Source organism: Sphingobacterium cavernae (assembly GCF_008520265.1).
Taxonomy (GTDB): Bacteria; Bacteroidota; Bacteroidia; order Sphingobacteriales; family Sphingobacteriaceae; genus Sphingobacterium; species Sphingobacterium cavernae.
Window position 1 is genome coordinate 1 of record NZ_VIQM01000030.1, and the last position, 23,687, is coordinate 23,687.

General features: G+C 32.9%; 23 protein-coding genes and 1 pseudogene. 7 read left to right on the plus strand and 17 right to left on the minus strand.

Going from position 1 to position 23,687, the window contains the following annotated elements:
* Positions 1 to 130: 130 nt before the first annotated feature.
* The 3 genes from FLS47_RS05965 to FLS47_RS05975 all read right to left on the minus strand — a co-directional run bounded on the left by FLS47_RS05965 (position 131) and on the right by FLS47_RS05975 (position 4,608).
* Entirely contained in the window at positions 131 to 3,385 is a 3,255-nt protein-coding gene (locus tag FLS47_RS05965) for a DUF5977 domain-containing protein (RefSeq protein ID WP_149913471.1), read from the minus strand.
* A 138-nt stretch (positions 3,386 to 3,523) separates the two neighbouring features.
* A complete protein-coding gene (locus FLS47_RS05970) occupies positions 3,524 to 4,321 on the minus strand; it encodes an IS3 family transposase (protein ID WP_317131681.1) in 798 nt (265 codons plus the stop codon).
* 20 nt (positions 4,322 to 4,341) lie between these two features.
* Positions 4,342 to 4,608 carry a transposase gene (locus FLS47_RS05975; RefSeq protein ID WP_149913473.1) on the minus strand — a complete coding sequence of 89 codons (267 nt, stop codon included), beginning with the start codon at positions 4,606 to 4,608 and terminating at the stop codon, positions 4,342 to 4,344.
* Between the two features lie 255 nt (positions 4,609 to 4,863).
* Here FLS47_RS05975 and FLS47_RS05980 point away from each other — a divergent pair, with 255 nt between their 5' ends.
* Positions 4,864 to 5,475 (plus strand): hypothetical protein, encoded by a 612-nt coding sequence (locus FLS47_RS05980; protein WP_149913474.1) that lies wholly within the window; start codon positions 4,864 to 4,866, stop codon positions 5,473 to 5,475.
* A 427-nt stretch (positions 5,476 to 5,902) separates the two neighbouring features.
* On the opposite strand, the pseudogene FLS47_RS18965 reads toward FLS47_RS05980, so the two are convergent.
* Both FLS47_RS18965 and FLS47_RS05990 read right to left on the minus strand, forming a co-directional pair.
* A pseudogene (locus FLS47_RS18965) lies at positions 5,903 to 6,010 on the minus strand (ISAon1 family transposase); the annotation flags it as partial.
* A 342-nt stretch (positions 6,011 to 6,352) separates the two neighbouring features.
* Positions 6,353 to 6,526, minus strand: a complete 174-nt coding sequence (locus FLS47_RS05990; protein ID WP_223225158.1) for a transposase — start codon at positions 6,524 to 6,526, stop codon at positions 6,353 to 6,355.
* A gap of 329 nt (positions 6,527 to 6,855) precedes the next feature.
* On the opposite strand from FLS47_RS05990, the gene FLS47_RS18435 reads away from it, so the two are divergent.
* From FLS47_RS18435 to FLS47_RS06005, 4 genes are all read left to right on the plus strand, one after another.
* Complete coding sequence (locus FLS47_RS18435; RefSeq protein ID WP_223225151.1) at positions 6,856 to 7,788, plus strand: glycoside hydrolase family 3 protein; 933 nt, start codon at positions 6,856 to 6,858, stop codon at positions 7,786 to 7,788.
* 20 nt (positions 7,789 to 7,808) lie between these two features.
* Complete coding sequence (locus tag FLS47_RS18440; RefSeq protein WP_223225152.1) at positions 7,809 to 9,014, plus strand: glycoside hydrolase family 3 C-terminal domain-containing protein; 1,206 nt, start codon at positions 7,809 to 7,811, stop codon at positions 9,012 to 9,014.
* A gap of 153 nt (positions 9,015 to 9,167) precedes the next feature.
* The gene (locus FLS47_RS06000) at positions 9,168 to 9,986 is read left to right on the plus strand and encodes a ZIP family metal transporter (protein WP_149913476.1); all 819 of its coding nucleotides are present in this window, start codon (positions 9,168 to 9,170) and stop codon (positions 9,984 to 9,986) included.
* Positions 9,987 to 9,992: 6 nt separating this feature from the next.
* Positions 9,993 to 10,481, plus strand: coding sequence for a GNAT family N-acetyltransferase (locus FLS47_RS06005; RefSeq protein ID WP_149913477.1), 489 nt, complete (start codon positions 9,993 to 9,995; stop codon positions 10,479 to 10,481).
* Positions 10,482 to 10,529: 48 nt separating this feature from the next.
* On the opposite strand, the gene hpf is transcribed toward FLS47_RS06005, so the two are convergent.
* Together hpf and FLS47_RS06015 are read right to left on the minus strand one after the other, a co-directional pair.
* Complete coding sequence (gene hpf / locus FLS47_RS06010; protein ID WP_149913478.1) at positions 10,530 to 10,871, minus strand: ribosome hibernation-promoting factor, HPF/YfiA family; 342 nt, start codon at positions 10,869 to 10,871, stop codon at positions 10,530 to 10,532.
* A 15-nt stretch (positions 10,872 to 10,886) separates the two neighbouring features.
* Positions 10,887 to 11,768 (minus strand): tyrosine-type recombinase/integrase, encoded by an 882-nt coding sequence (locus FLS47_RS06015; protein ID WP_149913479.1) that lies wholly within the window; start codon positions 11,766 to 11,768, stop codon positions 10,887 to 10,889.
* Positions 11,769 to 11,961: 193 nt separating this feature from the next.
* Here FLS47_RS06015 and FLS47_RS06020 point away from each other — a divergent pair, with 193 nt between their 5' ends.
* Together FLS47_RS06020 and gloA2 are read left to right on the plus strand one after the other, a co-directional pair.
* Complete coding sequence (locus FLS47_RS06020; protein WP_149913480.1) at positions 11,962 to 12,864, plus strand: DUF72 domain-containing protein; 903 nt, start codon at positions 11,962 to 11,964, stop codon at positions 12,862 to 12,864.
* Positions 12,865 to 12,869: 5 nt separating this feature from the next.
* On the plus strand, positions 12,870 to 13,256 hold the full coding sequence (gene gloA2, locus FLS47_RS06025; RefSeq protein ID WP_149913481.1) for an SMU1112c/YaeR family gloxylase I-like metalloprotein: 387 nt from the start codon (positions 12,870 to 12,872) through the stop codon (positions 13,254 to 13,256).
* Positions 13,257 to 13,269: 13 nt separating this feature from the next.
* Here gloA2 and FLS47_RS06030 read toward each other — a convergent pair whose 3' ends face one another.
* The 10 genes from FLS47_RS06030 to FLS47_RS06075 all read right to left on the minus strand — a co-directional run bounded on the left by FLS47_RS06030 (position 13,270) and on the right by FLS47_RS06075 (position 23,686).
* The gene (locus tag FLS47_RS06030; protein WP_149913482.1) at positions 13,270 to 13,617 is read right to left on the minus strand and encodes a TM2 domain-containing protein; all 348 of its coding nucleotides are present in this window, start codon (positions 13,615 to 13,617) and stop codon (positions 13,270 to 13,272) included.
* A complete protein-coding gene (locus FLS47_RS06035; protein WP_149913483.1) occupies positions 13,607 to 13,900 on the minus strand; it encodes a DUF2752 domain-containing protein in 294 nt (97 codons plus the stop codon). Before FLS47_RS06035 ends, FLS47_RS06030 begins: the two co-directional genes overlap by 11 nt.
* Before the next feature lie 56 nt (positions 13,901 to 13,956).
* The gene (locus FLS47_RS06040) at positions 13,957 to 14,481 is read right to left on the minus strand and encodes a thermonuclease family protein (protein WP_223225153.1); all 525 of its coding nucleotides are present in this window, start codon (positions 14,479 to 14,481) and stop codon (positions 13,957 to 13,959) included.
* A 213-nt stretch (positions 14,482 to 14,694) separates the two neighbouring features.
* Positions 14,695 to 15,360 carry a response regulator gene (locus FLS47_RS06045; RefSeq protein ID WP_149913484.1) on the minus strand — a complete coding sequence of 222 codons (666 nt, stop codon included), beginning with the start codon at positions 15,358 to 15,360 and terminating at the stop codon, positions 14,695 to 14,697.
* A gap of 15 nt (positions 15,361 to 15,375) precedes the next feature.
* Positions 15,376 to 17,082 (minus strand): ATP-binding protein, encoded by a 1,707-nt coding sequence (locus FLS47_RS06050; RefSeq protein WP_149913485.1) that lies wholly within the window; start codon positions 17,080 to 17,082, stop codon positions 15,376 to 15,378.
* Between the two features lie 855 nt (positions 17,083 to 17,937).
* Positions 17,938 to 18,774: a DNA adenine methylase gene (locus tag FLS47_RS06055; protein ID WP_149913486.1), complete on the minus strand. Its 837-nt coding sequence runs from the start codon at positions 18,772 to 18,774 to the stop codon at positions 17,938 to 17,940.
* Positions 18,775 to 18,920: 146 nt separating this feature from the next.
* Entirely contained in the window at positions 18,921 to 20,522 is a 1,602-nt protein-coding gene (locus tag FLS47_RS06060) for a hypothetical protein (RefSeq protein WP_149913487.1), read from the minus strand.
* A gap of 1 nt (position 20,523) precedes the next feature.
* A complete protein-coding gene (locus FLS47_RS06065) occupies positions 20,524 to 22,095 on the minus strand; it encodes a phage head spike fiber domain-containing protein (protein ID WP_149913488.1) in 1,572 nt (523 codons plus the stop codon).
* Positions 22,095 to 22,406, minus strand: coding sequence for a hypothetical protein (locus FLS47_RS06070; RefSeq protein WP_149913489.1), 312 nt, complete (start codon positions 22,404 to 22,406; stop codon positions 22,095 to 22,097). The genes FLS47_RS06065 and FLS47_RS06070 overlap by 1 nt, the downstream gene beginning before the upstream one ends.
* A complete protein-coding gene (locus tag FLS47_RS06075) occupies positions 22,406 to 23,686 on the minus strand; it encodes a hypothetical protein (RefSeq protein ID WP_149913490.1) in 1,281 nt (426 codons plus the stop codon). Before FLS47_RS06075 ends, FLS47_RS06070 begins: the two co-directional genes overlap by 1 nt.
* Position 23,687: the final 1 nt, after the last annotated feature.

Genomic DNA, 23,687 nt, shown 5'->3' on the forward strand with positions numbered 1-23,687 from the left:
GCTTTATACTCCCGACGGAACGTCTTCTCCACGATATAGTTCTGTGACGTGGTGGGAGTTTGAGCATAACTATAGACACAAAAACTCAAAAAATGTATTAAGGTTAGTAATTTTCTCATAATATTATAGTTTAATTACATGGACCAATCCAATTAACATTTACATTAATAAATGACTGATCATTACCATTATACCCATTTCTTAAACCAATATAATTATTAGTTCCTCCGACACATAAATAGAATGTAATTCTTCCCTGGGGATCAGGTGTATAATCATGCTCAAATGAATTTAATGGTTCAATTTTATTCTGCAAAGTATTACAATCAGTATACCTTACATATAGGGTATTTATAAGAGAAATAGGTACTATTAGTTCTACTTTTTTGCAGTTTTCTTGTACACAAGACCCATTAATATTAGCAAACGCTTGCCCATTAATTATTATATCCATATTAGCTTTTTCATCAGCATCGTATTGAGAAATGAAAGATTTGTATTTGCCTGCTGCTACAGTATAATTAACAATACTGCCACGATATCCTGAAGGACAAACTTGTTTTGTAAAACTACGACTTTTAGAAACATTGCTGTATGTAATTATTGGATGAGCAGATTCACAATCAATTATTTGATTTTTATAATTATAACAAAATGTTTTAAGTATATTTCCTTCATAATCCAATATTGCAAATAATCTCCCAAAGCTATCATATTTGTAGTATTCAGTAACACCTCTTGCATTCGTTTTACTAGACAATCCCAAAAGAGGTTTATACGTAAGACTAGTTATTTCTGCATGAGGCAAAGAAAATCTCAGTAGCTTAGCTAGTTTATCGATCTCGGCGTCAATTAAATAAGAACTTTTTGACAAATTATTTAATTCATCAATTGCAAATTCACCAACAATAGAAACTAATTCTTGATACGAGGAATTTTTAATAATAAGCACAGGATATTTACCACTATATCCCCAAATAGTTATTTGTTGTGGATTGTAATTATTTTTATACACTACATTATTTCCATAATGATCATACTTAATAAAGGATTCTTCTGATGCCAACTGGTTATTTTTAAAATGTTCAATCTTTGAAATATTATACCATCCAAATATATTATTCTTAAGAAATTCATTTTGAACTCTTTGAAACGAACTATTTTTTCTAGTAGTACTTATTATGGGATATTTAATAAATCGATTTAAAAACATATCACTATAAATTCCTGATGGATCAAGATTTTCGTTAATTAAATCCCAACTATATTTGAAAGAATTTATTGTAGTATCTCCTTTACTGTCAATAAATTCATTTTTGGAGACATACTTTCCAAAATGATTATTGTAATAGTACTTTTTATTAGTTACAATATTTGTAGAAGTATTTTTTATTAATAATTCCTCTTCTTGATACTTTAATCTAAACCATTTTGGACGTTGCGACTGCATCTTAATGAGTCCTGGATAAAAGTTAATACACGCTACCATATTACCATTAATGATCTCATTAGAATAATAAGGGCTTAAAAGTTCGTATTTAAAAATTGGAATAGAAGGTATATACATCGTTTCATAGACATACTTTTCTCTTTTTACAATATCATTTAAATCGAGACTACCATTATAATATTCTTTCTCTATTAACTGAGGCTTTAATATGTAACCATTAAGGGCGTCTGTTTCAGTATCTATATTTGGTTCACTATAACGTTCAATAGTAGTCTGGACCTTCTCTTGATATTGTTCTTTTATTATTATTTCTTTATAATAGAAGTTTGAAGGAAGAAATTGATTTTGCATTCTATTTTCAGAATTAAAATTAAAACAATTTACACTTTGCCATAGTAATGTATTTACAGGATTATTATTAATAATAACATCTGAATGACGATTAATATTACCAAATAAATTTTTATATATAAAACTAGTTGTTTTTTGTAAAGTATTGTCTGAATCTATTAATTCGACTTTATTAACGCGTATGCCTGGTGAGTACTTATTGTTTTCAACATTGAGTGAGTAATCAATACTCATACTTCCACCTGTTGGATAAGTTATTTTGTTCAAAGAATTAACTTTTGCCCCATTGATATTTGGCTCTCTATTTGCATTGTAATAGCTTACACTAACATGGCCAAGTGCTTCACCTAAGTTTCCCTGCTCTAATTTTAAAAGGGTAGTATTATTTGCAAAGTTATAATAATTGAATAAGTCTTTATTTAATGTGTTAGTAAACGGGGAACTATCCAACTCATTGTATTGTAATTGGTATTTGTACTCTAGATTTGAATCTATTGATTTAAAGTTTACTTCGTATAGTAAAAGCCTTTTATCTCCCTTGGCAATTTTGTATTTTAATTCTATTTTCTTGATCAACTCATTGTCTCTGTTGTATATTTCAATGTAGTCTAATTTCCTCCGCCAATCAACTGCATTTAGATTATCAGAATATTTAAATATTATAGTTTGATCATCCGATTGAATTTTATCAATTAAAAGATTTCCATTGTTAATTTGAGAATATACGTTTTGGAAATTATCTTTATCATTTAAACAAACGTCAGCTCCATTTGATTGTTCAGGTAAAACCTTTATTCTATATAGAAAACTATGCGTAGCGTTTAAAAAACTTGAGTTGTATTTAGAGTATTCAAACTTAATTCTATTATTTTTATTAGTTTTAATTTCATTCAATTTCCATGAAGTTTTATTAGTAGAGCTGAATGCACTGCTTGAATATTCATTTTCTTTAAAAAGATATGTTGAACCTATATCATCATAAACAGTGAAACTTTCTAATTTATTAGAGCTATATGAAAAATCTAAAGCTTCAGAATTATCATTCTTAAATACTTTATTATTATCAAAGTATAGACCCCCTGAAAAGTTTAAAAAACTATAAGAATAATTATCTGGGTTAAGATCAGAAGAACCTGAAGATATAGACTGTAGTTTAGCTTGATTATTAAAAGTATAAACACTTCCATTACCAGGAATAAGTTCTTCTAAATTATAAATGGAGGAAAGATATGTATGATGATTATCACTATATTTTTCATCAGCCATATTATTAATACTTCTATATATCCCTCCTCCAGCATTTAAAGACCATCCTAACCCTACTGAACCGGATAAATCGTTGACTTTGATTCCTCCTGTATGGTAATTAAGTTCGATAGGCAATTTTATGTCATCAATAATTATTTCGTGGATTGGAATTTTTATATTCATTGTACCTGTAGCTGATACTGCAGGAGTAATGTAATAGTTAATAAATTTTGAAGCCTCGGGTGTAGGAGCAATAGTAATAGGTTTTTGTATCATATCTTGCCCACACAAAACTTTAAAGAAGATGAAAGTTAGTAATAAGATATTTTTTTTCACATTAGGATATTTAAGTTATATGATATTTTTTTTGATTAATTTTACATTAACACTTAAAATTGACGTATGCCTCTGTGTAGCCTTACCCTTTTGTAGCCTTACCCTTTTTCAAACAGTGAATAAATGTAAAAATACGCATTAAGACACCAAAGCGTCATTCGCGTATAGCCACGGACTTAATCCATTTAGAGCTTTGTGTGGATGATTACTGTTATAATCAATTTGACACTCATAAGCCACGGCATTGACCTGATTAATGGATTCAAATAAATAAGCATCTAAAAAATCTTCTCTAAATGTTCGGTTGAAACGTTCAATATATGCATTTTGCGCAGGCTTTCTGGGTTGGATATACTGTATTTCTATCTGGTGATCATTACAAAAATCTTTAAAAACTTTAGCAATAAATTCTGGACCATTATCTGTTCTGATGCGCTTTGGTTTTGTTCTGTGTAACAATACTTCTTGTATTTTTTGCACCAACCTTGTGGCAGGAATAGAATAATAAGCTTCGTTTAGTAACGATTCTCGATTATAATCATCGATAATATTAATGACGCGAAATCTTCGTCCATTCGCCAGAGAATCACTCATGAAGTCAATTGACCATGTATCATTAATTGTCCCAGGAACAAATAGCTTCTCTTTAATCCTTGCCGGTAGACGTCGTTTACGCTTCACTCGAAGCTTTAAATTAATATTCCGATATACACGAAGTACTCTTTTTCGATTCCACACAAGACCTTCCATTCGGATCTTGCCAAAATAAGTTTCAAATCCTCGTGTAGGATATTTTGTGGAGAGATCCATAAGTTTATCAATAATGATTTGGTCATCTTTTTTATGGGCATAGTAATACATACTACGGCTCATACAAACAATTTTACAAGCTCTATGAATACTGATTCCTTCCGCTTCAATGGCCCCCTCTACCAGTTCTGTACGTTCACAGAGCCTTAAAGCTTTTTTTCAATCATGTCTTTCAAAATACGATGATCTAAACTCAAATCGGCAAACATCCGCTTCAACCGGCTATTTTCTTCTTGTAATGCCTTGAGTTCTTTCAGATGCTGAGCATCCATACCACCATACTTTTGCTTCCATTGATAGAAAGTGGAGGCTGTAATACCATGCTTGCGACAGATGCCGCGTGTCGACTTACCTGATTCATATTCCTTTAGAATATTGGCAATCTGATGTTCTGAAAATTTGCTCTTCTTCATAATGTTTAACAAACTAATTTAACATTTTTAATTGGTCTGAAAAACAGGGAAGTCTACCATAAAGGTAAAATAAAAAATCGATTTTCACAAACAATTAAGTCAGGGGCGAAAGAAACTCATTATAGAAAGTGGAGAGGCATCAAAGCTTCGGGAAAACTGGAGCATAAACCGGGTGAAAAACTTTTCGTAAACTTTAAGGAAAGAAGCTTTACAATAGGCTATTCAAATGGGCGCGAACAAGTTATTTTTCCAGAAGTGCATACATTTGTACTACCGGAAGCTTCTCAAATTGTGTTTGATCGAAAAGTCGTACATCCAAATACTAAATTTACAGTTATTGGATATGAATTTGAATATTTTAAATCGGAAAGTCACTTTTTAGGTTCGCATAAACTGCACAATTATTCTAAATACTTTAATACCTATACATTTGAAGTTAAAGATATTCCTGATGGTAATTATCCTTATAGATATCAATCGGAAGTAAATGAAATTCAAACACCTAGAACAATAGAAGTTAGGGAATTAAATGTTGACAAAGCCGATAAAACTGATTATTATATTGGAGAAAGAATAATATTAAATGGTAATTTCATCAAAGATGAAAAATATTTTGTGGGATTCAATGACAGTCACCTTTATCAATCATTTGTATGCACAATGAAAGGAGAGCTCTTCGCTGAGAATTTATCGTTGGGCAAAGTAAACAAAACATTGAGAATTGGCTATGAAGCAAATACTACTGTATATTTTCCGCTTAATTTTGATATTTTGAACTTAGGGTATACCATAGAAAATTTCTCTCCAAAGAAAGGTTATCGCGGACAACTGATAACCATAAAGGTAAAGGGATTCATCATGCAATAAACATAAAATTCGGTTCCTCGACCGTTGAATACATCATATAGCGCAATAAAAATGAAATTAAATTTATAGTACCTAATAGTGTCGAAAAAAACGGAAATGTCAAAATAGGTATTAACATAGGTCATGAATATTTAGAATTTACCGATAATTTTGAAGTGCTTTAAACTATTTTGCTTGACTTATTAACCTCGTCAATAATTAAAGTAAAGCTTTATTTCTTATTAGATTGAATTCTTCGGCAAGCTCTCTATTCTATCCAAATCCTCAATAAAGTAGTTCGAGAATTGTTTGGCGCTGGGTACTAATCCTTCTCAAATGAGAAGGATTTTTTTTTAACAAATAAATTGTTAAATAAAATCACTAAGATTAAGATGAATTCTTTACAGACCATCCTCATAAGTTGTGTTTATGCAAAAATATTGACTAATCAATATAAGAAAAATTTGGTATCTTCTGCACCTCTAAACTGAGCTCTGAACGATTTAATTTTCGCATTAAAAGACTCCTCAGAAGCATTTGTTGACTTATTGATAAAGTAATTTAAGAAAGATCTTTAAATAATTGATATTATATTGACAATAGTTTTGAAGGATTTAAATCCAGCCAATTAAACATTTTTATACCAATGCGCTAGCTTCGTGTGAGCAATATGGATTGATTTTAAAGTGCTGAATATATTCCTTAATCTTTGTACTAAGCGATAGGCTATTTTTATATCTGGATATTCATTAAAAAACATTCATCCTATTTCCTTTTGGCTTTCAATCTAATTATTAGGTGATTTTTAAAGTAAATATCTACTTTAAAAAAGTAATAGCTTTCGAGTATCACCATTTTTAAACTCTTCTAGTTTAAAGCGGTTACTCTTTAATTTAGATTAGTTGATTTGATTATTTTCTAAGTCTATAGTTTCCGATATATGTTTTTTATGGATTTCTTGAAAAGCTTCTATCGCTAATCTTTGCACATGAAAACGATTCGTAACTTGTATCACCCCTAGAAAACATTTACCTGCGATAGTTTTCATTGAATTAGCCATATCTAGAGTAATTTCCTTTAACCTTAAGTCATTCCCTACGAGGTAATAAACCCAGTAAGATCAGCTTTATTAATTCTAGATACTGGCTCAAAATAATCATTTTAATTTAACACACAACTTATGGGTGGGATTCTTCCATCTTCATCCATATAAATACAAATACTAATATGTCACTTAAACCAAGCATAAAAATATAAAATAACAAAATTTTAAGTGTAATATTTTTCTTTTAAAATAAATTAACCTATTTTAGCGAGTTAAATAAACTATAATTTTAATATAAATTAACCATTTGTAATTTAATGAGATTAAATCACCTAAAACCAGTATGCTTTTTGTTTGTGTCTTTTTTATTTATTCATAACGTAAATGCACAAGAACTATACAAAAATGCTAAAGCTCCTGTTCAAAAACGTGTAGATGATCTATTGAAACGTATGACGCTCAAAGAGAAAATCATGCAACTAAATCAGTATACCGAAGGAGACAACGACAACCCAAATAATATTGAAAAATCTGTGAACGAGCTCTCACCAGAAATAGGTTCTTTGATTTTTTCAAGTTCAGATCCTGTATTTAGAAATAAAATACAGAAAAAAGCAGTGCAAGAATCCAGATTAGGTATTCCAATTTTATTCGCTTTCGATGTTATCCATGGTTACAAAACCATTTATCCTATTCCACTTGGTCAAGCAGCCTCGTGGAATCTAGAATTAGCGAAAAAAGCTTCAGCGATTGCTGCGAAAGAATCAAGATTAGGTGGTATAGAATGGACATTCTCACCGATGATTGATGTTGCTTACGATCCTCGTTGGGGTCGTGTGTCAGAAGGGTATGGTGAAGACCCTTATACAAATGCGCAATTCGGCGTAGCAACAATTTTAGATTATCAAGGAACACAACCTTACGACAGTCTTCATGTAGCTGCTTGTTTAAAACATTATATAGGCTACAGTCGAAGTGAAGGTGGACGCGATTATGTATATACAGACATCTCAGACCAAGCAATCTGGGAAACATATATGCCACCCTACATTGCAACTGTCAATGCAGGAGCTGCTACAGTCATGAGTTCATTTAATGATATTAACGGTATACCTTTGACGGCCAACGTGCACTGGTTAAAAGATGTATTACGTACACAACTCGGTTTTAGTGGATTAATTGTTTCGGACTGGTACGGTATCGACCAATTGAAAAGTCAAGGAGTTGCAAAAGATGATAAAGAAGCCGCTTATAAAGCTTTTGCGGCAGGAACAGATGTCGATATGTAGACAATTTGTATGGCCGACATTTGGAAGACCTAATTAAAGAAAAGAAAATTACTATTGCACAAGTTGATGAGGCAGTACGTCGCATTGTGAAATTAAAATTTGAATTAGGATTATTTGAAAAACCATTTATTAATATTCTTCCTGACGAAAAAAGATTCTTATTGCCAGAAGATATCAAGACCGTTGAAAAATATGCCGAAGAAACTATGGTTCTATTAAAGAATAAGAATCAAATTTTACCGTTAGTGAATACAAAAAAAATTGCCTTAATAGGTCCATTTGCTAAAGATAATGATCATGTAATGGGTTCTTGGAGAGCATTTGGAAAGACCAAAGATGTTACGCCATTCTATGATGGTATTCTAAAAGAGTTTGGTGATAAAGTTAAGTTTGAATACGTTCGTGGTTGTGATTTTGAAGGTAATGACAAATCAGAATTTGATGCGGCATACCAAGCAGCAATCAGTTCAGATGTAGTTGTTTTGTATTTAGGTGAAAAATCAGGGTGGAGTGGAGAAAACGCCTCACGCTCTAACCTTGCATTACCTAGAATTCAAGAGGATTTAGTGAAACATTTGGCTACTGCTGGAAAAAAAATTGTGCTGGTATTATCAAGTGGAAGACCCGTCGAATTAGCCCGTATCGAACCATTTGTAGATGGTATTATTGCTGTATGGCAACCTGGTACTGCTGGTAGTGCTCCATTGGCGGGAATTATTTCAGGTAGAATAAATCCTTCTGGTAAATTACCAATTACTTTCCCCTATTCTACTGGACAAATCCCAATTTACTATAATCATAGACAATCTGCACGCGTATATCAGGGGCAGTATCAAGATGTTCAACAAGGTCCATTATACCCATTTGCACATGGCTTAAGTTATACGAAATATGAATACAGTGACATTAAATTATCTAAAGATGTCATAAACAAAACAGACAAGCTGATCGCATCTGTAACTGTAAAAAATTCAGGTTTACGCAATGGATTAGAAACAGTACATTGGTTTATCAGAGATCCACATGCATCTATTTCAAGACCAGTTAAAGAACTTAAATATTTTGAGAAAAAAGAAGTAAAATCAGGAGAAACAGATACGTTCACTTTTGAAATAGACCCTATGCGCGATTTATCTTTTCCCGACTCAAAAGGAAAACGTATTTTAGAGTCTGGTGAATTCCAATTAAAGGTGGCAGACAAAGAAGTAAAATTTGTTCTTAACTAGGAAAATAATCTAAATAGAAATCCCTTTCAAACGAGAATACGAAGGATTTCTATTTAAATCCTTCGTATTCTCCATAAAATTTATAACATTTTTATTTTTTTAAGCTTGAATTGTATCTTTATGCTCGTAAAACACATATTGAAAACGAAATAAATGCTAGATTCAATTATAACTTATTTAGAAAGCATTAATCCGATTACCGCAGCTTTGTATGCTACGCTATTCACTTGGCTTGTTACTGCCTTAGGATCTTCATTTGTTTTCTTCTTCAAAGGTTACAATAAAAATATAATGGACACTATGCTTGGATTTACAGGCGGTGTGATGGTTGCAGCGAGTGTTTGGAGTTTGCTAATTCCTGCCATAGATATGAGTGAAGGTACGGGGTTTACGCAAGTGATTCCATCAGTAATAGGTTTTCTTCTTGGTGCGGCGTTCTTATACAGTATTGATAAAGTTTTACCTCATTTGCACGTTAATTTCCAAAAAGTGGAAGGTGTGAAAACACCATGGCAAAAAACCACACTTATGATACTTGCAATAACCCTACATAATATTCCCGAAGGGTTGGCTGTAGGTGTACTTTTTGGAGGGGTTGCCGCGGGAATTCCTGAAGCGAGTATTGCTGGTGCTGTAGCCTTAGCTGTAGGAATAGGATTACAGAACTTCCCAGAAGGTATAGCTGTTGCGATGCCCTTGCGTAGAATGGGATTATCAAGACGTAAAAGTTTCTTTTATGGACAAGCTTCGGCAATTGTCGAACCAATTGCGGGTGTGGTAGGTGCTTTAGCCGTCACTTTCTTTTCTCCAATTCTACCATATGCATTATCCTTTGCTGCGGGTGCAATGATTTTTGTTGTTATTGAAGAAGTTATCCCTGAGTCGCAACAAAATAAAAGTTCTGATCTCGCAACAATAGGATTTATTGGAGGTTTTATTGTGATGATGACATTGGATGTTGCCTTAGGTTAGAATGTGATGTTTATTGAAAATAGTTTGTTTAAAATATCACCTCCTACAAAAGAAGATTTAATTTCAATAAGAGATTTATATACTAATTTATTAGTGATGAAATTTATTCCGAATTCTTCACAAATTTGGAATATTCAATCTGTTGAAGCTAAAATAAAAAAGTTTCAGAATGATACTATAGGTATACATGTTGTCAAAACACATGAAAATGAATTTATAGGAGAAGACTCAATTTTTAGTTCTACACAAGCAGATGTATATGAAATTGGATTTATACTTCATAATAGTTTTTGGGGAAAAGGTTTTGGAACAGCAATATGTTTGATGCTTATCAAATACTGTATTAATTTCCTAAATGCGCGAAAGGTAATTGCTAGAATGTATAAAGAAAATATAGCTTCGCAGAAAGTTTGTCTTAATGCAGGTATGCATCTTTGTCCGGCAAGCACAGAAGATATTAGATTAAGTAGACTAACTTATGTTTTCAGCAAATAAAAAGGGATGTTTCGCAACATCCCTTTTCTATTTTAAAAGAAAATAATCCTAAAACTCTTCTTCTTCTGAAAGAAGCTCTTTGTGATTACTTACTGCTGTACGTGTCTTCGTTTTATGTTTATTTATCTGTCTACGTAAGGATTCTACGGCAACATCGGTTGCCTCTTCGAAGCTTTTCGCTTGAGCTTTAGCGAATAATTGAGATCCTGGAATATTAAATTTTAATTCCACAACTTTGTTAGCTTCATCTTCTACATTTTCTAGTCGTAAGTAACATACCCCTTCGATAATATTATCCAAAAATTGTTCTAGTTTACTAGTTTTTCTTTTGATAAAATCGATCAATTTTTGATCCGCATCGAATTTAATTGATTGCACAGTTACGTTCATGTTTTCCTCCTTTTTTTAAGCTTTTGGATGTGCTTGTTTATAAATGTTTTTTAATCGCTCTACAGAATTGTGTGTATATATCTGCGTCGCAGACAATCCTGCATGTCCTAATAATTCTTTGATCGCGTTCAGATCAGCACCATTATCTAGCAGTGATGTAGCAAAACTGTGTCTAAGTATATGAGGACTTCTCTTTTTTTGCGATGTTATCATAGTTAGATATTTATTTACTACACGATATACTAGTTTAGGATACGCTTTCTTGCCTTCTTTAGTAACGATCAAATGCTCAGAATTATTTTGTAATTTACTTTCTCTTTTTTTGTCTAAATACAGTTTAAGTTCATGAATCAATGAAGAATACATAGGAACAAACCTTAATTTGTTCCTTTTACCTAATATAAGGATTTTTTTATTAAAAAAATCAATATCTCTTTCTTTTATTTCTAATAATTCTGCCAGACGAATACCTGTTCCGAACAGCAGTTCTACAATGATGAAATCTCGATTATTCTCAAATGAATCATCCATTTCTTCCATCTGCTCCAATAATAATGTCATTTTCTCCTTTTCAACTACTACAGGTAATTTCTTTCCAACTTTCAGAGCTTTAATTAAATGAACAGGGTTTGTTGGTGACAATGATTCACGTTGCAAGTATTTGTAATATGATTTAATAACAGAAATAGCACGATTAACTGAGGAGGCTGTTTTGCCATTCTCACGCATTGAAGCAAAATAGTAGCGACAAAATTTGTAATCAACATCAGCAAATGAGATGTTTTCAGCTTCCAAAAAATCTAAATACGATTGTACTTCGGTATCATAGGCCGTAATGGTATGTGCTGAATAACGCTTCTCGTACTTTAAAAAATTAATGAAACTGCTTTTATACATAGATATTGTCTTACTTCAATCAATATAAATAATATCTAGGAATATAACTAGCTTAACGATTAGAATGTTTCCGAAAACTCAAATAAAATTTTTCTATGAGAAAAAGTGCAATAAGATGAGCAAAATACAAGAATATCGATGTGATTTTTAATATCAAAAAGCTTTAACCTATATTTAGATAAATATTTGAGATATGAAATTCGGACAAGTACCTGATCCATCGATCATAGATTTTACAATTACGCCAACACCTCCAGAGACAATTCAATTATTAAACGAAAATAAGGATAATAATCCTATGGAAGTGTATGTAGGATGTGCCAAATGGAATAAAACCGATTTAAAGGGTTTCTATCCGAGAGGCACAAAAGATGAATTGGCTTATTATTCTACGCAATTTAATTCAATCGAATTAAATGCTACTTTCTATAATTCACCAAGCAAACAGCAAGTGGAAACTTGGCGAGATAAGACGCCTAAAGATTTCAAGTTTTTTCCAAAAATCCCACAATCTATTAGCCATTTTTCGAGATTGCTCAATACCAACGAAAAAGTCAAAGAATTTGTCGATTCTACAGCTTTATTTGAAGATAAATTCGGGATGGCTTTTCTTCAGCTGATTGATAACTTTAAGCCAAAGGATTTTGATAGACTTGAAAAGTTTTTAAAAGATTTTCCAAAAGGTTATCCGCTAGCAGTTGAAGTGCGCAATGAAGAATGGTTTAAACCAGAAGTAGCAGAAAAATTCTACAAATTATTAGAAGAGACCAATAAAACAAATGTTTTGGTGGATACAGCAGGTCGACGTGATATGATGCATATGCGATTGACTACCCCTACTGCATTTGTTCGTTATGTTGGCGCGAATCACCCTTCGGATTACACGCGATTAGATGAATGGATTGATACCATTGTGATATGGAAAGAAGCTGGTTTGAAACAATTATATTTCTTCATACACCAAAATGTGGAAGTAGAATCTCCTCTTTTAGCGGCTCATTTTATTGAAAAATTAAATAAAGCTATCGGTACAAATCTACCCATACCTAAAAAACCAGATGACCCCAAAAAAGGTGGAAATGGAACATTATTCTAAGATATATGAAGCTCAATAAAGTACACCATATCGCTCTTATAGTAAGTGATTACGAAAAATCTAAATATTTCTACACCGAAATATTGGGACTAGAAATCTTAAAAGAAACCTTTCGAGCGTCTCGTAATTCCTATAAATTAGATTTAGCACTAAATGGTCAATACATTATTGAGCTTTTTTCCTTTCCTGATTATGTGACACGTCCAAGCTATCCCGAAGCTTTAGGTTTGCGTCACCTCGCATTTGAAGTAAAGGATATCGAGCAAGCAGCCAATGAACTACAGCTAAACAATATCCCCACAGAAGCTATACGCACGGATGAAATCACCAGAAAAAGATTTCTTTTCTTCGCCGATCCTGATGGATTGCCGTTGGAGTTTTATGAATGTTAAAACAATTAAATACCTATCTCACGACAGCTAAAACTTCCGTAGCCATTTTAAGATTATATTCTTCAGTCATGGATTTATGGTTGATCAGATCCACTATAGTTCCAATAAGACAAAATCCTCCAGTAAAAAAGTAAAGTATTCCCATAGCAATCTGTCCCAATACAAAACGTTGTACCCCAGCAATAATGACTAATCCTAATAAAGTAAATAATAAGATATCTTGTGCTTTCTTTCTTCTGGTAGCATAGATTTGAACAAAAGTCCTGAGTTTTGATTCGTCGAGACCTGCTGTGATGTGATTTAAATTCATCAATTCCTCATTGGTAATCCCATCAAGGTGTATAAAAGGGTTAGTTGCCATTTTTATATTTAAGTTTATATCTAATCAATTGATTAATTCGGTAAAATAAGACTATACATACAGGAATCCCAAGCCAATGCATCTCAAAGGAATTCCGAAATTCGCCATGTAAAACTAAATGTATAGACTTCCCTAATCCACAACCAGGACACCATTTGAATCCAAGATTATGTACTGGACATATTGTAGAGTCATTCTCTTCTAAGTTCAGGTTATAAAGAATAATAAACGCAGTAACCCATATCAGGAGTTCTAATGGAATATTCTTTAATGCCTTAACCATATGTCTCAGAAAGTTAGATAAATTATGGAATTAAAGCAAATGATTAATATTGTATTCTAATCCTTCCAAATACCTAATTTATGATTACGAGCAAAGACTTGAGCTTCGTAAAATAATTTATCATGCTTAACGTTCGGACTAATGGTCATTACGGTAGCATAACCATTTTTAACTAGATCTTCATTGAGAAATGTACCATCATTTAAATATACATAAGCTAAAGTCCTGCCGTAACGATCGATTGAGTCCACATCAAATGATAACTTCAGGTAAGAATGTTTGGTTAAGATACTATCTGTATATGCTTTAGCGTGGACTCCAAAAGGATGTTTCTTCTTATTAAAAACATTTTTGTTCTCTGGAGCGTCAATACCAATAAGGCGAATTTTTACGCGCTGACTATCTGCATTTAACACCCAAAATGTATCGCCATCTACAAAACCATCAACTTTAAAAATAGTTGGATCTATAAACATTTTCTCTTCGAATTTTTCATCAAATGAAATCGTAGAATGAGTATTAATCTGGGATTGGCAATAGGTAAGCAAGGTCGTTATGAACAGTAAATTAAGTCTCAGCATATTTTTCATTTGGGTACAAATATACCTTAACTTACAATTTTTCCATATAACTTTTTACTAACTCAAACCCCTTTTCTTTCTACTTTACAACCAACAGCTTTCCTTACGGTTTCCCGTAAACAATACATTTATATAAAATAAAAAAAGTAGACCTTTCGATCTACTTTCTTATTGATATTTAAGTTAATAAGGGATTAGTAAAATTTTTAGTAGCTATATAAAACCTTTGTCTTTACAATAAGCTACTAGCTGTTCGTTGTTAGTAAATGAGAGTACTTCACGCATGGTGTTAAGGCGTTTTTCTATACTACTTAGCCCAGACGGTTTTACATTCATTTGTTTTAAATAATGAGGGATATCCATTTGTTTTACACCATCAGCAAGGTATTTTACAATTAGAATATCTACTGTACTAAATTCAAATGTATTTTTTTCTTTAAGAATTTGTTTAATATCTTGCGAGGCATACGTTTTATCGTTGCTTAATGCTTTTAACGCTTCATTCAAATATTGTGCGTCACGTCTCGCTTTACGTACATAAGCATCAATTCCATAATTATTAAATAATTTATTGATTATAACTGGACGGTTCTCTCCAGAAAAAACTAATATTTTGATTGTTGGTTGTATCACTTTTACCGCTTGAATTAAATCGATTCCGCTTGTAATACGTTGCTTATTGTTATCTTCTTCAAAAGATAAATCAGTTATAAGTACATCATACGGGGCTTGATCTTGCAATGCTTTGCTAATCCAAGCTAAGGCATCATCACAATAGTATACATATTTAGCTTCCTGCACGCCCAAATCATTCAATGTACGTTGTACTGAAATATTGGCGACCTCGTGATCTTCTGCAATTAAGACTTTTTTAAACATACAACCTTGTAAAGTTTAGTAGAAAGGAATTTCCACGTTAATTTGCGTTCCGTTTTTCCTTTCTAAATCAAAGTTAATCGTACCGCCTAACTTTTCAATACGGTTTCCCGTATTAACCAATCCATTTCCTTTATTAAAATTATTTAAAAGACCAACACCATTGTCAGAGTAGTGAATATGCAGTTTATCAGAAATCAATTCAAACCTAATAATCAACTCGTTAGCACCACTGTGTTTTCGCATATTTACAAGCAACTCTTGTAGGATTGATAATAACTCTTCTTTAATATTTTTTGAAATTTTATTCCAAAGTACGTCATCATTACCTATGATAAATAATTTTAATTTTTCATGTGTAAACGATTTTATCAGATTAGCTATCTCATTCTCAAAAGACCTATTTGATTCCATATCATCTGTATCGTAAGAAATATCTCTTGACTTTTCGTACATATATTCTAACCTATCCAATAGCTCATTACGATCGAGGTGTACCCCATATTCAATCTCAGACATGACACGATATATACCATTTGCGACTACATCATGCACTTTTTTCGAAGTTTTTAGTTGATTTTCTTTGATTTTGGCTTCAGTTTCTAATTTAAGCTGCTGCCTACGTTTATTATATCGATAAATAAAAAATCCAAAACTGATTAAGAAAATCGCAATTATACTAATTGCAATAGATCTATGCCTTATCATTTTGATATCTTTATCCAATATTTCTTTTTGCAATTGAAAGTTTTCTGTCTTATTCTTTTCGGCTTCATAGCGAATCATCGCATATTGATTGCTCGCTTTGAGACGTGAAATCCGCACACTGTCACTTAAATTCTTATAAATAGCAAAATAATACTTAGCCGAATCCGCTTTACTTAATTGTACTAACCTTTCTGCTGCATTAATCTTATCCTTTGCGCTTTTTAATTTTGTAGCAATTTGAAATGTTCTTTGCGCATAGAATAAAGCCGAGTCTAGATTTTTATTTGAATAATACTGATACAAATGTGCATAAGACGCATTCATACCGTATAAATCATCCTCTTTAATACGAATATTTAATGCTTTATGAAAATCTTGAGTAGGGTTATATGTAGCATCTATGTGCCATTTTGTATTTGCATAATTGGATAGTACACGTGCATATTCATTCTTCGAAGAAAAATTTGAGCTTACAATGGTATCAAAAATTGCATAAGCCTCTTTAAATTTTTTCGCATAGGATAAGGTGACTGCCTTATTATTAGAATATGTTGCGGTATTCAAACTATCAGTTGCAAATTCAATTGCCAAATCATAATATTTAATTGCCTCAATATGATCACCATAACCCGATATTGCATTCCCCAAATTATTATAATTATAAGCCAAGAGTGCATAATGGTCCTTATTTCTCTTATTTATAAGCCTATCTGCTTCAATAGATGTCTCTTGTGAACCGTAAAAATCACCCTCCAAAAAGAGTGTAATAGCCATCTGAATAAGACATGTAGCAGCAGTAAGACTATCCCCCTTTTCCAAAAATTCATCCGATGCCAAGTCGAAATAAAGAAATGAACTATCTAATTTATTTTCTTGAAGTAAGGTATTGGCTCTTGTGTAATTCGTATTTATCTCAGTTTTATGAGGAGAATTACGAATTGATTTAGTTGGATTCTCACCACAAGAAACTGTAATCAAAAGGATAAAGGCAAATAATATAATTACTGATTTTAACACTAGATTTCTTAGATGTTTGGATCAACAATATAGCTAAAAAAAATAAGGCAGGTAAAATTACCTGCCTTATTTTTTTAGCTAATTATAGGATTCCCTATCGGTAATATAGGTGGTACTGGTGGAATCGGAGGTCTGACAGCACCCTTGTCTCCTGTATTTTCATTGTTATCAGTCAGAATTACATTATTTTCATTTTGTAAATTGCATACTGGTCCCGTGCTCCATAGTAAGGCTATGAACAAAATCATTTTCATGGTATTAAAAATTAAAGGTCAAAAACTAGTCTCAGTCGTTTCCTCACGACTATGACTTTGTAATTCAGAAGGCCTTCTGATTTTGCGGGAAGTAGTAAGTGCAAAGGGAACCATTTATACTTCCCTTTTCGTAAATAATTACCTTTGCAATTACCGTTTGAAAACCATTTTATATCTTTATGTCTTACTGATCAATAGATGTATCTTGATTTCCTTGAAGCAAATATATTCAGCTACAAAACGCTGTAATGCACACATTTCTGAGATTTCTGCTATTTCCGATTTTTCCGATGCAATAAAATAGTTAGTTTGAATTTAAAATCGCCAAAACGGCTAGACCCAAATATCTAATATTTTTATAAAACGAGTTGTGCTATTTTTATTTTAATTTTAGGCAAATTTTACATGCGATGAATGAGGATAAAATACTTCCATTTTTACACCTATATAACAAGTATAAAAGACTTGAGAAACTTGAGCAAAACATCAAAGAAAAGGAAAGATTTCGGGATTTAGCTCAAGAAATATTGGACGCATACAATCAAGTATTGAGAAATATTAAAGCCCTTTAAAAACTAATTTAAAGGGCTTTAAAATAGTTCTATGTACGGCTTGAATACTTATAATACATCATGTCTGTATAAGTACTATTATAATTCATTTGAACATTGACAGTCTTTAAATAGGCACCATCAAAAGGATTTGCATCAGGCACTTTAGTAGCAATCCACTCGCATAATTCTACTATACTAGATTTATTAGAAGTGAAATAAACGTAAGGATGCTTCTCTAATACTTTCAAAACATCCAAATAATCATGAAGTTTCCAATATCCATTTGAATTATAAGAACTACTGTCAGTTGATAAGTATGGAGGATCAATTAGCCAAACTACATTTATATTATTTTTATATATATCATACAACTTTTTATAGTCCAGTTGAACTCTATCTACATTAAGAAGATAATCATCAGCATTATAATCGTTTTGTTTGACGACATTGTAAAATGTCGCTTTTGCAAAATCATTATAGTTAATTGCATAATTAGCCGAAAATAACAATGAAGATGACAAGGTGATATAGTCAACATAACCTTTATGATCCTCTTCTTGAATGAACTGCAATATTTTTGACTTAATGTCTTCTGGAATCTTTTTATTTTTTGGTAATGCATCAACTAGCTTTCTAATTTTACTAATTAAGGCATTAGTTTGATTTATGTGCAATAGTCTTTTGTAATAATTATCAAAATCATTATAAACTACTCTAGAATTTGGTTTTATCTGTCTAACTGTATGAGCTAGTAGACCGCTGCCTCCAAATAAATCTATATAAATCGCATCTTCAGGATAGTCTTTTAAAATGTCTTTTAAATCCCTTATAAAGCGTCTTTTCTGTCCCTGAAATGGCAATGGTGCTTGTGTGTAATTTTTCATATGTATAGTCTTTTTTTTATTATCTTTGCAACTCTCACCAACGTTAAAATGCACGAATTTCCAGTAAGAGCTTTACAGCCTCCAGCATGGTGCTTCGTGCATTTCTTTTTGACGTGGTGAGATACTAATAAAAGACTGGAGGCTTATCAACTAGTCGTTACACCAACCATTATTCCTTCCTTAAAATTTAAATATCGAGTTCCTGAGGGTGTAGATATTGCCTGTTTAATAGTACTACCATAGCTTCCATCAATTCGAATACTTCCTGAGACAATATCAATTGCAACATTGCCTGCACCTATTTCGATATGCAATCCAATATTTTTACTATGATTATTGAGATTATGAATTTTAATGAACTTATTAGAATTGAAAAGCTCTAATAAGGCATTTTTAAACGTCATCCCAGTTTGCTCTAAAGAATCAATTTTGATAAATTCTTTGTTTAATCGAAGTGCTCCAGTATAAGGCGTACCAACTTCACTAGAGATATACAAGCCATTTTCATCAATTTTAAATGGACCAACTTCCGAATTCCCTGTAACGATCAATTGCTCTGCTGTTATTTCTTCTGCGAATAATGCTTGTGCGAATGCAACTAGTGATACAATTTTATCAGCTGTAAGAGTACCTGTTCTAATCCAGTTACCATCAAATTCATTAGTTTCAGCAAATTTCCAATTGTTGAAAGTTACCTTCACCTCTTCAAACTCCGTTGGATCAGCTCCGTTAACTTTAGTAACAGTCATTTCACGTTCGATCGGATCAGCTAAAGATTCAACATAGATGAAAACCTTTATTTTAACGATACTAGCTGTTATTGTTGCTAATTTGAAAGTGTTATTTGTATCGCTGTTATAAGCATCTCTAACCCTTACAGCTGTACCTCCTGGAAAAGATTGGATATTATATCTAAACTGACCTATTCCAGGAGTAGCATTTGCAGCAACTGGTGTAAGTGGCATTGAGCCTTTTAGAACAGCTATAGAACATACTGCTGTATCGATAGAAGCTTGTGAAACTGATCCATCATGATTAGCAGGTAGAGCATGTACTTCATTTGATAATATAACTGATATACCGTCTTTTCCGTTTTGACCATCTTGACCATCTTGACCATTTTTAGTAATCGAAAAAGGAACATTTACATATGACTCATACGGGTCACCAGTCGCTTTGAAATGAATTTGTAGATTACCAGTCAATGCACTTACAGTAGTTATTGTAGCTTCATTGGTTGCATGACTTGCTGTACACCCTGTAGCAACAATTGATGTGATAGTAACAGGAATATTTACACCAGCTTTGCTTAATAAAACGCGAGTTTTTGCTCCTGTTAATATAGGATTAGATCCATCCGCATTAGCAGGTATAACAATATTGGAAGGTGTACAGTTAATCGTATATCCATCATCTACAATTGATATTGTAATCTGTGCTTTTCCAATAAACTTAACCAAGAAAAATGGTATAGTAAACATTCTAAAGTTAACTCCAGATTGCGCATATAAATCAACTGATCCATTATTGGCTGATACTCCTGTAATCGTTGCGACATTTGCTGATCTAGTAACTGTACAATTCGTACCAATTGCATTTGTAAAACCAGTCGCTAGTGGCGTTTCAACTCCTGAATCATCATCAACTTCAAAGCATTGCACAATGACTTTAGCGCTTGATAAATCGGGTACATCATTGTTTGTAAGAATGTAAATAGGATTAGCGGAAACCTTCCAAATAATTGCCATCTTAAACCTCCTCTTGACTTAGTTCACGACTTATTAAAGAGAATTGCTGAAGATGGATAGGTTCAGTATAGCTGATCTCAATGTTACCATTTTCATCAACTTTAATATAATCTTCTGGTGCAGGTTGCCAAGAGGATAGCGTTGCTCCTTTTTCAAGTTTTATTCGCCAGAAAGTAGCGTCGATATTATGTGAAACATCTGTAGCTCTAAATTGAACCTGAACTGATCCAACACCATTACCTTCAATACTTAGCCATTCAACTTTTAACTGTTGACCTGGCGTTAGTGTTACAGATCTACTCTCTAAATTACTACGAACTAATAAATTATTTGTTTGATGATTATTTTTAACCCAAAAACTTACCGATACTTTTTCACCAACAGCAGGAACAGCTAAAGAGTTAACAGCTTTAGTAACAACGGTACCTCCTGTAGTTGTTACTCTTTGAGCGTTATTAGCAGACCATTCACTAACTGATACAGAACCTAAAGGTGTGACAGTAGACCCACCCGAGCCTATAAACAAACTAGAAGAATTACTATTCTTCAATAAATTTCTACCTGCAATATTTCGATTATCAACACCATTTCCCATCCAAGTAGCTGGCCATTCAGCTGTTTTGACATTTAATGAATTTTTAGGAAAAACGACAGTAGGACGTTTGCTTAAAACTTTATCAGCTAAACGTGTAGCAATAGCAGTCGTTGTAGGAATGTATGATGTGGCAACAGGACCTTCTTCAAGTTGAAATCCAGTAGCAACAAAACTTTTGGTGCTATTTGTATTAAATTTAGCAATGCCAAAATATTGCAAACTACTTTCTATACCCACATGTGTAGCTTGAATTCTATATACATTATTCCCAATATTTAATATTTTAACGCCCGCTGTAATAGCAACTCCCTGAATAACAATCCTTAAATCATGTAATATAGGAGCTGATCCATCGTCCATTTTTATAAAAAATGAAAATGTGTATGATAAACCTAAGGAAAAAACGAAACCTTTATAAGCATATACAGCCTCATTACTATTATGTTCTAACCTTAACCCTTTTGAGATAAATGATCCCAAATTAAAATTTGTGTCTACTGCTGTCAATCCAACTGAAGATTTAGGGCTTGAGCTGCTAAGTCCATTAACAAATCCCGAATCGGTTGATAAGTTAGATGATGCTGGCTCAATCATTAATCCTTTGGAAACTCCATTTTCAAAGTTTATACGTGGCACATTTGCAGCTGCCAATTGCATTACACCACTGGCATCAAAATAAGTTCCCGATGATCCTCTTTGAAATTCAAACTCCTCTAAAGTTTTACTATCACCATTCATAGCGTAAACTACACCAGCTTTATTTGCACTTGGTGTAAGAGCTAGTGAAGCATTATTCTTCACCACTGTCGGATAAGCATTCAACTCCGCATTTACGCGGGCAGCAGTGAAAGCAGCACCTTGCGCTGTTAAATCAGCGTAATATAAAGCTGTATTCAAAGTTGTAGTTGGTACATCAATCTCCTTGAGACGATTACCAACTAACTTTCGTGTTTTATTTGATGTTACGATTCCAGCCATTATAATAATGTATAATTCGGTGAATTCGGTTCAGGTAATATCTGAACTGCTGATTTTACCGATTTCGTGAAAAAATCCATATTGCTTTGCCCTTTTAAATAGACGTTGAAGAATTCACCTTCTTGCCATTCAACGAGTACTTCTTCATCCTCCGTGCCTTCGTTGATCACTTCTGTTGACTGAGGGATTTTACCAATCCAATGAAGAATCCAATCATTACCACTATCGTAGAATGTCGGAGTATCTAATGGAAGCCCCAACTCATTGAGTAAGGCTTCCTTATTTGTTGTTTTGAAATACAATTGATCCATTATACTGACATTAGAGTACACACAAAAGTTGCTTTGTTGGTCACATCAGCTGGTAATATTGTGATTGATTTTCCAGTTCTGCTAAAAGCAACATCTGCATCACCGTTCTGATCATATTTAGCCCATGTGTAGGTATATTCAGTACCCGCAACATCAATTAATTCTCCACCACGTCGAACATCTACAGTTAATTGAATTGTCCCTGATCCATTTTTAATTATATCACCATCGGGTGACCATATTTTAAGGTCAATAGGATCAGACATGTCATTTAATGTCTCTACTGCCTGTGCTGTTTGTCCAGAAGTAGATGCTCCTGTAGAATTATCCTTTGCAAGACATTTGAATACTTCAAGGTTTAATACTGCAGCATTCGGAATAACAAGTGTCTTAGCGTTGAATCCTGTAATACCATTGAAATATGGATCAGATGATATCTTTGCCCAACCTGCTCCAAATGTTGTATCATAATGAGGTGAAGTCACAGCAGCTCCCGAAGCTACTGCAGCAGTTAAATTGCTAGTAAGAGTTACTACTTTAGAAGTAGAGTTTACGCTCAATGCTGTGTAAGTTACACCAGCTGCTCTAATTTGTGAGCCTGCCTGTACATTAGCGACGTTTGCAAGTGTAATCGTATTTTGTCCAATATTTGCAGCTGCTGTAGCTGTTGTTGGAGCAAATACTTTCATATCACGTTTACCCCAATTGTATTGCACATTGTTTACTAATACCTCGGATGCTCTATACAAATCACATGTAAGCGTTAAGGAAGCTATTTGATCGTTTTGAAAGATTGTACCTTGATCAGCTGTGATTACAGCAAGCAATCCCGATCCAGCATTCTGTACCGTATTGAAAGAAATAACTGCTGAAAATGGAGTTTCCATTCCGTTATTTGGATCAACAAAGATTGCAGAAAAAGTATACTTTACATTACCTGAACCCGTAACATCGTTTTTCTTTACTGTTAGCGTGTAAGGAGCTGTCGCGCTAATTACATAATCAGCCGTATTTGTAAGAAGAACATTGTCTCTACGCCATTGCGCTGAACCTGGTTTAATTCTACCTGCTACCGATGCACTATCTCCTGGAATACCTGAGATAAATAATTGAGGAGTCAACACCAAAAATGGTGATGTTGCCCAGCTTGGTAAATAACTGTTGTTATCCTGTGAATAAATTTGTGTCAACGGCTGATTAGAGCCGATGAATGCTTGAAACGATACTGCATCGTTTTGGTCGATAATGGTGATCTGACCTTTTGCTTTAATTACTGCCATT